General features: G+C 74.5%; 10 protein-coding genes. 6 read left to right on the forward strand and 4 right to left on the reverse strand.

Translation table 11 applies throughout. The features are described from left to right. Window positions 1–92 precede the first annotated feature (92 nt). From ACZ4V6_RS24950 to ACZ4V6_RS24965, 4 genes are all read left to right on the forward strand, one after another. The gene (locus ACZ4V6_RS24950; RefSeq protein ID WP_467831272.1) at window positions 93–1,397 is read left to right on the forward strand and encodes an alpha/beta fold hydrolase; all 1,305 of its coding nucleotides are present in this window, start codon (window positions 93–95) and stop codon (window positions 1,395–1,397) included. 79 nt (window positions 1,398–1,476) lie between these two features. Continuing rightward, on the forward strand, window positions 1,477–2,220 hold the full coding sequence (locus ACZ4V6_RS24955; RefSeq protein WP_467831275.1) for a PIG-L deacetylase family protein: 744 nt from the start codon (window positions 1,477–1,479) through the stop codon (window positions 2,218–2,220). Between the two features lie 5 nt (window positions 2,221–2,225). Then, entirely contained in the window at window positions 2,226–3,119 is an 894-nt protein-coding gene (locus tag ACZ4V6_RS24960) for a sigma-70 family RNA polymerase sigma factor (RefSeq protein ID WP_467831277.1), read from the forward strand. 48 nt (window positions 3,120–3,167) lie between these two features. Beyond that, window positions 3,168–4,010, forward strand: coding sequence for a pentapeptide repeat-containing protein (locus ACZ4V6_RS24965; protein WP_467831279.1), 843 nt, complete (start codon window positions 3,168–3,170; stop codon window positions 4,008–4,010). Here the strand turns inward: ACZ4V6_RS24965 and ACZ4V6_RS24970 are convergent. Next, window positions 3,972–5,555: a cytochrome P450 gene (locus ACZ4V6_RS24970; protein ID WP_467831282.1), complete on the reverse strand. Its 1,584-nt coding sequence runs from the start codon at window positions 5,553–5,555 to the stop codon at window positions 3,972–3,974. The two genes, ACZ4V6_RS24965 and ACZ4V6_RS24970, sit on opposite strands and share 39 nt — an antisense overlap. Before the next feature lie 108 nt (window positions 5,556–5,663). On the opposite strand from ACZ4V6_RS24970, the gene ACZ4V6_RS24975 reads away from it, so the two are divergent. Beyond that, window positions 5,664–6,272: a TetR/AcrR family transcriptional regulator gene (locus ACZ4V6_RS24975; protein WP_467831285.1), complete on the forward strand. Its 609-nt coding sequence runs from the start codon at window positions 5,664–5,666 to the stop codon at window positions 6,270–6,272. A 42-nt stretch (window positions 6,273–6,314) separates the two neighbouring features. Here ACZ4V6_RS24975 and ACZ4V6_RS24980 read toward each other — a convergent pair whose 3' ends face one another. From ACZ4V6_RS24980 to ACZ4V6_RS24990, 3 genes are all read right to left on the reverse strand, one after another. Then, on the reverse strand, window positions 6,315–7,370 hold the full coding sequence (locus tag ACZ4V6_RS24980; RefSeq protein ID WP_467831288.1) for a hypothetical protein: 1,056 nt from the start codon (window positions 7,368–7,370) through the stop codon (window positions 6,315–6,317). 71 nt (window positions 7,371–7,441) lie between these two features. Beyond that, window positions 7,442–8,713, reverse strand: coding sequence for an FUSC family protein (locus ACZ4V6_RS24985; RefSeq protein WP_467831291.1), 1,272 nt, complete (start codon window positions 8,711–8,713; stop codon window positions 7,442–7,444). A 120-nt stretch (window positions 8,714–8,833) separates the two neighbouring features. Further along, window positions 8,834–9,328 carry an FBP domain-containing protein gene (locus ACZ4V6_RS24990; protein WP_467831293.1) on the reverse strand — a complete coding sequence of 165 codons (495 nt, stop codon included), beginning with the start codon at window positions 9,326–9,328 and terminating at the stop codon, window positions 8,834–8,836. A 287-nt stretch (window positions 9,329–9,615) separates the two neighbouring features. Here ACZ4V6_RS24990 and ACZ4V6_RS24995 point away from each other — a divergent pair, with 287 nt between their 5' ends. After that, window positions 9,616–9,921 (forward strand): hypothetical protein, encoded by a 306-nt coding sequence (locus ACZ4V6_RS24995; protein WP_467831296.1) that lies wholly within the window; start codon window positions 9,616–9,618, stop codon window positions 9,919–9,921. Window positions 9,922–10,042: the final 121 nt, after the last annotated feature.

Here is a 10,042-nt window from a genome sequence, read left to right on the forward strand (position 1 = left end):
GGTCCCGGGGGCCGGTGACCGGAGGACCATGTGCTGAACTGGGACACGGCCGAAAGATCCGGCCGTACGACCCAGCCGTCCCGGGAGCCCCGTTGAGCGCCAGTTACCGCCAGCCCGGCGTCGTCCTCACCGACCGCCGATTCACCGTCCCCCTCGACCACGCCGATCCCTCGGGGGAGACGATCGAGCTGTACGCCCGCGAGGCCGTCGCGAGCGACAAGGCGGACCGGGACGACCTGCCGTGGCTGGTGTACCTCCAGGGCGGTCCCGGCTTCGGCGCGAACCGCTTCATCGGCCGCCCCGCCTGGTTCGGCCGTGCCCTGGAGGAGTACCGTGTCCTCCTCCTCGACCAGCGCGGCACCGGCGCCTCCACGCCCGCCAACCGCCAGACGCTCCCGCTGCGCGGCGGCCCCGCCGAGCAGGCCGACTACCTCACCCGCTTCCGCGCCGACTCCATCGTCCGCGACTGCGAGGCCATCCGCCCCCAGGTCACCGGCGGCGCCCCCTGGACCGTCCTCGGCCAGAGCTTCGGCGGCTTCTGCACCGTCGCCTACCTCTCCCTGGCCCCCGAGGGCCTGCGCACCGCCCTGATCACCGGCGGCCTGCCCTCCCTCGACGCCCACGCCGACGACGTCTACCGGGCCGCCTACCCCCGCATCGAGCGCAAGGTCGCCGCGCACTACGACCGCTACCCGCAGGACGTCGAACGCGCCCGCCGCATCGCCGACCACCTGCTCACCCACGACGTGGTCCTGCCGAACGGCTACCGGCTCACCGTCGAGGCGTTCCAGTCCCTCGGCATCCTCCTCGGCGGCGGCGAGGGCAGCCACCGGCTGCACTTCCTGCTGGAGGACGCCTTCGTGCGCACCCCGCACGGAGCGGAGCTGTCCGACGCCTTCCAGGAGGAGGTCCAGGGCCTGCTGTCGTACGCGGGTCACCCGCTGTACGCCCTCGTCCACGAGGCGATCTACGGGCAGGACGCGCGCCCGACGAACTGGTCCGCCGAGCGGGTCCGCGCCGAGTTCCCGCGCTTCGACGCCGCCAAGACCCTCGCGGGCGACGAACCGCTGCTGTTCACCGGGGAGTCGATCCACCCCTGGATGTTCGACTGCGACCCGGCGCTGCGCCCGCTGCGCGAGACCGCCGAACTGCTCGCCGCCCGCACCGACTGGACGCCCCTGTACGACCCGGCGCGCCTGGCGGCCAACGAGGTGCCGGCCGCCGCGGCCGTCTACCACGACGACATGTACGTCGACACCGCCCACGCGCTGACCACCGCACGCTCCGTCCGCGGCCTGCGCACCTGGGTCACCGACGAGTTCGAGCACGACGGCGTGCGGGCCGGCGGCCCCCGCGTCCTGGACCGGCTGCTGGCGCTGGCCCGCGACGAGGCCTGACCGGCCGGTCCGCACCGCGCGTCCGCGACGGGCGCGCGCAGCGGCGTGCGGTGCCGGTGCCACGGGCTAGTGTGCGGGCATGACGGAGCCGACGATCACGCAACTGGAGCCCATGCCCGGCGACTGGCGGCGCGCCCTCGCCGTCGTCGCCCACCCGGACGACCTGGAGTACGGCTGCTCGGCGGCGATCGCCGCCTGGACCGACGAGGGCCGCGAGGTCGCCTACGTCCTGGCGACCCGGGGCGAGGCGGGCATCGACACCGTGGCGCCCGCCGGGTGCGGTCCGCTGCGCGAGCGCGAGCAGCGGGCGAGCGCGGCCGTGGTCGGGGTGAGCGAGGTGGAGTTCCTCGACCACCGGGACGGCGTCGTCGAGTACGGCCTCGCCCTGCGCCGGGACATCGCCGCCGCGATCCGCCGGCACCGGCCCGAACTGGTCGTCACGCTCAACCACCGGGACACCTGGGGCGGCGTCACCTGGAACACCCCGGACCACGTCGCCGTCGGCCGGGCCACGCTCGACGCGGCGGGCGACGCCGGCAACCGGTGGATCTTCCCGGAGCTGACCGAGCAGGGCCTCGAACCGTGGGACGGGGTCCGCTGGGTGGCCGTCGCGGGCTCCGCCACGCCCACGCACGCCGTGGACGCGACGGCCGGGCTGGAGCGCGCGGTCCGCTCGCTGCTCGAACACCGCACCTACATCGAGGCGCTGACCGACGAGGAACCGGAGGCGTACGCGCGCGGGTTCCTCACCCGCACCGCGGAGCAGACGGGCCGGCGCTTCGGGAACCGGCCCGCGGTCGCCTTCGAGCTGTTCGCGCGGTGACGCCGATGGCCGACGACACCGAGCTGGCGGAGCGCTTCGAGGAGCACCGCGGACAGCTCGAGGCGGTCGCCTACCGCATGCTCGGTTCGCTGACCGAGGCCGAGGACGCCGTCCAGGAGGCCTGGCTGCGACTGGGCCGCACCGACGCGGACGCCATCGACAACCTCGGCGGCTGGCTGACCACCGTGACCGGCCGGATCTGTCTGGACCTGCTGCGCTCGCGCGTCGCGCGCCGCGAGCAGCCCATGGACGAGGCATTCGTCCCCGACCTGGTGATCGGGCCCCTGACGGCGGGCGACCCGGAGCAGGAGGCGCTGCACAACGACTCGGTGGGCGTGGCCCTGCTCGTGGTGCTGGAACGGCTCGAGCCCGACGAGCGGCTCGCGTTCGTCCTGCACGACATGTTCGCCGTGCCCTTCGACGACATCGCCCCGGTCGTGGAGCGCAGCTCGGCCGCCACCCGGCAGCTGGCGTCCCGTGCCCGCCGCCGCGTCCGGGACGCCGGCCCGCCCGCCGAGCCCGACCTCGGGCGGCAGCGGGAGGCGCTGGAGGCCTTCCAGGACGCCTCGCGCGGCGGCGACTTCGAGGCGCTGGTCGCCGTTCTCCACCCGCAGGTGGTCCTCCGGGCCGACGCGGGCACCCTGGTCCGCGGCATCGGCGGGACCAGGTCGCTCCGGGGCGCGGAGGCCGTGGCCAGGTCGGCCCTCATGTTCTCGCGGTACAACGCCGAGGCGCGGATGGTCCGGGTCAACGACTCGCTCGGCCTCGTGAGCATGGCCGGCGGCCGCCCCCGGTCGGTCCTGACCGCCACCGTCGCCGACGGCCGCATCACCGGCCTGTACATCCTGGCCGATCCCGACCGGCTGGCCCGCCTGGAGGTGCCGGACGAGAAGGGATGACCAGGTGGGGGCGGGGCCGCCCCGGCGGGGCACCGGCCCTCGTTCCGTATGCTGAACGCCATGCGAGAACGAGAGACTGGCCGGGCGGAACTGCGCGGGGACTGCGAACGGTGCTTCGGACTGTGCTGCGTGGCGCTGCCGTTCGCGCGGTCGGCCGACTTCCCGGTGGACAAGGACGCCGGCACCCCCTGCGGCAACCTGCGCGAGGACAGCCGGTGCGGGATCCACGCGCGGCTGCGGCCGGAGGGCTTCACCGGCTGCACGGTCTACGACTGCTTCGGCGCCGGGCAGAAGGTCTCGCAGGTCACCTTCGGCGGACAGGACTGGCGTACCGGCCCGCCCGGGCACGCCCGCCGCATGTTCGAGGTGTTCCCGGTGGTCCGCCACCTGCACGAGCTGCTCTGGTACCTGACCGAGGCGCTGGCCCTGCCCGCCGCGCGGCCCGTCCACGCCGACGTGCGCCGGATGCTGGCCGAGACGGAACGGCTCACCACCGCGGCTCCCGGGGAACTGGCCGCGCTGGACGTGGCGGCGCACCGGCAGCGGGTCAACGTGCTCCTGCTGCGCACCAGCGAACTGATGCGGGCGGGCGCGCCCGGCAAGAAGAAGAACCGCCGCAACGCCGATCTGATGGGCGCCCGCCTGAGGGGCGCCGACCTGCGCGGGGCCGACCTGCGCGGCGCCTACCTCATCGCCGCCGACCTCACCGGCGCCGACCTGCGCGGCGCGGACCTGATCGGCGCCGACCTGCGCGACGCCGACCTGACGGACGCGGACCTCACCGGCGCCTTCTTCCTCACCCAGCCGCAGCTCACCGCGGCCCGGGGCAGCGCCGGCACGAAGCTGCCGGGGTCACTGAGCCGCCCGGCGCACTGGACGGCGGGCCCCTGACGCCGCCCCCGCATCCGCGCCGGGCATCTCCACGCCGGTCTCCTCCGGCCCGGGCTCCTCGGCGCCGGCCCCGTCCCGGACGGGCTCCCGGACAGCGGTCCGCCGGTCCAGCCGCAGCCGCAGGCCCTCCGGCATCAGCGTCAGCCGCTCGGTCACCCGCAGCCGGTAGCCCGGCTCGGGCCGCAGCTCGTAGCGGCGCAGCAGCAGCCCGAGCACCAGCGTCGCCTCGTGCAGCGCGAACTGCCGTCCGATGCACGCCCGCGCGCCCGTCCCGAACGGCTTGAACGTGTGCGGGGCACGTGCCCGTACCGCCTTCGCGTCGAAGCGGTCCGGGTCGAAACGCTCCGCGTCCGGCCCCCACACCTCGGGATCGCGGTGCAGCATCCCGGTGAGCACCAGTGCCCAGGCGCCCCGCCGCATGGGGTGCGTGCCGTCCAGCACCGTGTCCCGGCGCGCCTCCCGTGCGAAGGCGGGCGCGGTCGGCCACAGCCGCAGCGACTCGTCCAGCACCCGGCGCACGTACCGCAGTCTGGCCACCTGCTCGTAACCGGGCGCCTCGGTGCCGCCCCAGACGCGGTCCACCTCGGCGCGGGCCCGGGCCGCGACCTCGGGGCGTTGGGCGAGGTGGTGCAGGGCGAAGGAGAGCGCGCCCGAGGTGGTCTCGTGGCCGGCCACCAGGAAGGTGATGACCTGCCGGCGGACGTTCTCCGCCGACAGGCGCTCACCGGTGTCCGGATGGGACGTTTCCAGCATCCGGTCGAGCAGGTCGCCGTCGCCGCCGTCCGAGGCGCGCCGGGCCCGGACCAGGTCGTCGACCGTGCGGTTCAGGTAGGCGATGTCGGCGGCGTTGCGGCGGCTCGCGCCGCGCAGCAGCCACGGCGCGAGCGGCGCGGGCACGGTGTTGAGGCGTTGCGCGTAGGTGAGCGTGCCGACCATCGCCGTCACGAAGGGGTGGGGCCGGGGGCGTTCGAACGACCCGAAGTCGTGCCCGAACCCGGTGCGCGCGATCGTCTCCAGGGTCAGCTTCGTCATGTCGCCGGGCACGTCCACCGTGCGCCCGGCGGCCTCGGCACGGTCCCAGTGGTCCGTCAGCCGCCCGGCCACGTCCAGCATCATGAGGTGGTACCCGGCCATGGCCTCCCGGCTGAAGCCGGGCGCCAGGACGTCGTGCGCGAGCTGCCAGTTGGGCTCGTGGTTGTACGCCGTGAACAGCCCGTCCCCGGCGACCGGCCGCAGGTTGGCCACGCCGAGTCCCACGTGCTTGGCGAAGCGCGACTCGTCCGCCAGGTCGGCGGCGAGCCGGGCTCCCCACACGAACACGAACTCCTTGCCGAAGGCCCGCCGCCGGAAGATCGGCCCCAACCGCCGCGCGTAGCGCAGCGAGTCCTGCATCGGCGTGCTCCGGCTCGCTCCGATCACGTCCCCGAGCAGCGGGAGCCGGTGCGGCGGGTGCGGGATGCGGTGCAGCTCGGGCCAGCCCAGCTCGGCGCTGCGGAATCCCTTCGGCAGCCCGTCCGCGGCCGCTCCCGTCCTCGTCTGAGTCATGACGCGATCTCCCTTGACGCGGCGCCGTGTTCGAGCGTGTTGTACGCGGATTCAACAGCGGCTCCAGTCTCGTCCCGTTGTTGAACCGGCGTCAAGTAAAGTGCGGGCATGGCCGCGAACCAGGGCGGGCGCACGCGCCGCCGGCTCAGCACCGAGGAGCGTCGGGAGCAACTGCTGTCGGTGGGGGCGCGGTTGTTCTCCGAGAGCCCCTACGACGACGTGTGGATCGAGCGGGTCGCCGAGATCGCCGGGGTCTCGCGGGGGCTGCTGTACCACTACTTCCCGGCCAAGAGGGACTTCTTCGCCGCGGTCGTCGAGCGTGAGAGCGAACGCATGCTGCGCATGACGGCGGCCGTGCCCGGCGTCCCGGTGCGCGAGCAGCTCTCCGCGGGCCTCGACGCGTACCTGGAGTACGTCCGGGAGCACGCGCACGGCTACCGGGCCTTCCACCGTGCCGACGCGACGGGAGACCAGGCCGTGCGCCGGGTGTACCAGAAGGCGCTGGCCGCGCAGGAGCGGCAGATCCTCGCGGCCCTGGCCGCCGACCCGGAGTTCGGCCCGGCCTTCGGGGAGCGGGCCGACGTGCGGCTGGCGGTGCGCGGCTGGATGGCGTTCACCACCGCGGTCTGCCTGGAGTGGCTGCGGGACCCGCGGCCCGCCCGGGAGCAGGTGCGCGACCTGTGCGCGAGGGCCCTGCTGGGCGCGATCGAGCCGTAGGGCGCGCGTCCCGCCGCGTCACGGGCGCCGGTTCGCCCGTGTCTACCAGTCGCCGTCCTGCACCGGTGCCCCCGGCGCGTCCCCGAGGGGCTGGATCTGCTGCGGGGCGGGCTGCCGCCAGGGCTCGTGGTCGTCGCCGATCCAGTCCCCGACCGGCTTGACGTCCTGGAGCGGCTCGGCCGGCGCCAGATCGTGGGCGTCCTGGTCGTAGTAGTCGTACCAGGGCAGACCCGCCTCGGTGTACGCGGCCCGGTCCACGGGGGACGGCGGCGGTGCCTCGCCGGTGATGCGCCGCCACTGCGGGGGCGTCACCAGGTGCACGAAGACCCGGCCCGCCGGCCGCTCGGCCCAGTCCGCCAGGGGCCGCTCGTCCCGGTAGACCTCCTGCCGCATGGATCCGCCGACGCCCAGCCCCATGGCGGGGGCGGACCGCTCCCGGGCCCCGCCGGCGGGCGCCGGGGCCGCGCCCGGGGCGGCCGGCGCCGCCATCGGCATCGCGGTCCCGAAGGCGCTGCGCGGCCAGGCCCCCCGGGCGCGCAGCGCCTCGGCCCGGCGCCGCTCCTTCTCGCGCCAGCGGGCCAGCTCCCGGTCGTTCAGGGAGAAGGCCTGCAACTGCACGCCGCCCCACACCTCCTCGCCGGTCACCTGACCCTCGACGGTCGCGCCCGTGCCGAGCGGCACCGCCACGAACTGGCGGACCGTGCCCGTCCCCGAGTTGATGCCGTCCAGCCAGGGCTGCCGGGGGAGCACCACGTAGTTCTGCGGGTCGCGGGACAGCCGGTCGCTCCACGGCCTGCCCGACACCGCACACACCTTGCCCACCCCGACCTGGAGCGCCGCGGGCTCCGTGGTGCCGGCGAAACTCAGCCACATGGCCTCGCGCAGGTACACGGGCAGCATCACGCCGCCCCGTGCCCGCCATGCCTCGGGCACCGTGTCCGCGTGGTCGGCGACCCGGCGGACCGGGAACTCGCCGAGCCCCGGCGGCAGCGGGTGCGTGCCCGTCTCGGGCAGCCGCAGGGTGCGGATGAACCGCACCGCCGCGCCGCCCGGCAGTCGCAGCGTGTTCCCGTCGATCCGCACGCCGTCTCCCGTCATCCGTACGCCCCCTCTTCCCGCCGCCGGGCCTTCGCCCGGCCGGCCGTGCCCGCCGGTGCCCGACGGTGTCCTCAGTGAGAACGACGCCCGGCGGCGCCCCGGTTCCGGCGCAGCCGCGTCATCCTGCGCAACCGGTCCCACGCCCTGGTCAGCCGCGGGCGGCGTTCGCGCTGCTCGCGCGTGTGGCGGTCCAGTTCCTCCAGCAGCCTGCGCGAGCGGTGCTCGGTGTCCATCTCGTCGATGATGCGGTTGACCTCGGTCAGCACCGCCCCCTGCAACTGCCACTGCCGGGCGTCGTGCTGGATCTCCTCCAGCAGCAACTGGGCGAGCTTGTCCCGGGTGACCGCGGCCTGCCGCAGCTCGGCGGTCAGCCGCTCCTCCGCCGACTCGGCGTTCTCGCTGACGCTGGTGGTGACCAGGACCGAGAAGCTGACCACGGCGTCGGCGATCTCGGACAGCAACTGCTGGATGGTCGCACCCGTCTCCGGGGGGAACAGGGGGTCCGGCTCACGTTCCTTCGCGAGGTCGGTGAGGGTGCGCGCCAGGACCCGCAGCACCACCGTGCAGATCTCCAGGGTGTCCAGACCCGTGCGCAGCACCACACGGTGCAGCAGTCCCTCCCGGACCCGCGGATTGAGCCGCAGGCTGTCCTCGGCCTGCCTCAGGTCCTCGTCCACCTCGGCGATGTCGTGGTCGAGGCGGCGGGCCTCGTGCAGCCGGGCGGCCGCCTCGTGGAACGGCGTGCTGCCCGCGGCCTCCTCGCCCATGCGCAGCATCAGCTGCCGCACCCGCCGGGCCAGCCCCTCGATCGACTCACCGGCCTGCTCCACCCACACCGGAGGGGCGAAGAGCAGGTTGAAGACCAGTCCGACGACCGCCCCGATCAGCGTCTCCACCACCCGGGCCCAGGCCAGGGTCCCGTGCGAGGTCACCCCGAGCACCAGCATCGCGCTGATCGCCACCTCGGCCACGAACTCGTGCGCCCGCACCAGGTGCCCGACGCCCAGCGCCGCCACGATCACCAGGGCGAGGCTCCACCAGCTCAGCCCCACCACCGCGCTGAAGACGATGGCGACCAGGACACCGGCCACCACCGCGTTCACCCGTCGGACGCTCATCTTCAGCGTGGCGTACAGGGTGACCTGGACGACCAGCAGCGCGGTGAGGGGTGCGGTGAGCGGCGCCGCCGACTTGTCGGGGCTCAGCCGCACCGCGATGACATAGGCGATCGACGCCGCGGCGGCCGAGCGCAGCGCCTGCACGACCATCGGATCCCGGTGCCATTTGGCCAGGCGCTTCGCCTCGCGCGCGGCGGACGCCACGGTCTCACGTACATCCAGCATCCTCGGGCTGTTCCCCTTCCCCCGGCGCATCGAACGTATCCGGACAGACGGTAACCGGACGTAGGCGGCCAAAACGCTTCTCACGCGCCTGATCCGCCCGATGGGCCGAGAGCGGGCGGATCAGGCGGTGATCTTGGCGAGGAAGGCCGACAGATTGCCCGTGGTGCGGGCGATCTGTTCCTCCAGGGTGAGGCTCTCCTCGAAGCGGGCGCCGGTCTCCGGCACCTTCTTGCCGCGCAGATACAGGGAACAGGCGAGGTCGGTGCACATGTACAGGCCGACCGAGTTGCCCTCGCGGCCGGCCGGACCCGCCTTCCGCGCGGTCATCAGCGACACACCGCCCCGGGGGTGGGTGGTCAGGCACAGCGAGCACATGCTGCGGTGGAAGAAGCCGCGCTGGGCCGGCTGGAAGCGCAGTGCGACACCGACGAGGCGCCCGCCCTCCTCGGTGACCAGATAGCTTCGGTCGGGCGCTCCGGGGTCCCGCCAGCCCAGGAAGTCGAGATCGTCCCACGGGCGCTCTTCGAGGTCGCGGGGGACGGCCAGGCGTTTCGCCTCGCCCTTCGAGCAGTTGACGAAGGAGCCGCGGATGTCCCGCTCGGTGAGTGTTCTCATGGAAAGTCTCCGGATGTGACGGCGGTCGGTCGTGGGACCCGTGAACCTAGGGCCCCTAGGGTTCTGCCTAGGGTAAATAGCCGCATGCCGAAAGGACCAATGGATTTCGCGGCCGGCGCCCGGAGCGCCGTCGGCCGGTGCCCGGGAACCTCCTCCCGGTGCCCGGTGCCCGGTGCCCGGTGCCCGGTCCTCGGCGCACGAGCGCCGCGCCGAGGTTTCGCCGGTCACCGCGGAGGTACCCGACGTCGCTCGTACGACCCGACGGAACCACCGGGAGGGAGAGCGCCGTGACCGACCACCGCCTCGAAGGACCGGGAGAGAACGGTGTCCCCGTGCCGCGGGACCTGCCCGACCAGCAGGCCGGCACCGGAGAGGACCCCTGGGAGGCCGCGCCCTCCCGTACGGAGCCGGAATCCCCCGAGGACGCCGACGACGCCGACGGCACCGAGGAGGAGGCCGGCCGCGGCGAACCGGCGGACCGGGGAGACGCCGACCTCCCCGACACGGACGAAGCCGGGACCGGACGCCGGGGCGCGCCGCACTCCGGCGCCGTGCACCCCGAGCACCCCGTGCCCGACGAGTCCTCCGGCTGACGGCACGGGGCGCCGCGCACACCCCGGCGCGGGGGGGGGGGGGGGGGGGGGGGGGGGGGGGGGCGGGGGGGGGGGGGGGGGGGGGGGGGGGGGGGGTGGGGGGGGGGGGGGGGGGGGGGTA

Source organism: Streptomyces sp. NPDC029152 (assembly GCF_055564355.1).

What these genes read in the sequence shown, in the direction of transcription:
- ACZ4V6_RS24955 (WP_467831275.1), top strand. Translation starts at nt 1,477, where the DNA reads ATGACGGAGCCGACGATCACGCAACTGGAGCCCATGCCCGGCGACTGG.
- ACZ4V6_RS24960 (WP_467831277.1), top strand. Translation starts at nt 2,226, where the DNA reads ATGGCCGACGACACCGAGCTGGCGGAGCGCTTCGAGGAGCACCGCGGA.
- ACZ4V6_RS24965 (WP_467831279.1), top strand. Translation starts at nt 3,168, where the DNA reads ATGCTGAACGCCATGCGAGAACGAGAGACTGGCCGGGCGGAACTGCGC.
- ACZ4V6_RS24970 (WP_467831282.1), bottom strand. Translation starts at nt 5,555, where the DNA reads ATGACTCAGACGAGGACGGGAGCGGCCGCGGACGGGCTGCCGAAGGGA.
- ACZ4V6_RS24975 (WP_467831285.1), top strand. Translation starts at nt 5,664, where the DNA reads ATGGCCGCGAACCAGGGCGGGCGCACGCGCCGCCGGCTCAGCACCGAG.
- ACZ4V6_RS24980 (WP_467831288.1), bottom strand. Translation starts at nt 7,370, where the DNA reads ATGACGGGAGACGGCGTGCGGATCGACGGGAACACGCTGCGACTGCCG.
- ACZ4V6_RS24985 (WP_467831291.1), bottom strand. Translation starts at nt 8,713, where the DNA reads ATGCTGGATGTACGTGAGACCGTGGCGTCCGCCGCGCGCGAGGCGAAG.
- ACZ4V6_RS24990 (WP_467831293.1), bottom strand. Translation starts at nt 9,328, where the DNA reads ATGAGAACACTCACCGAGCGGGACATCCGCGGCTCCTTCGTCAACTGC.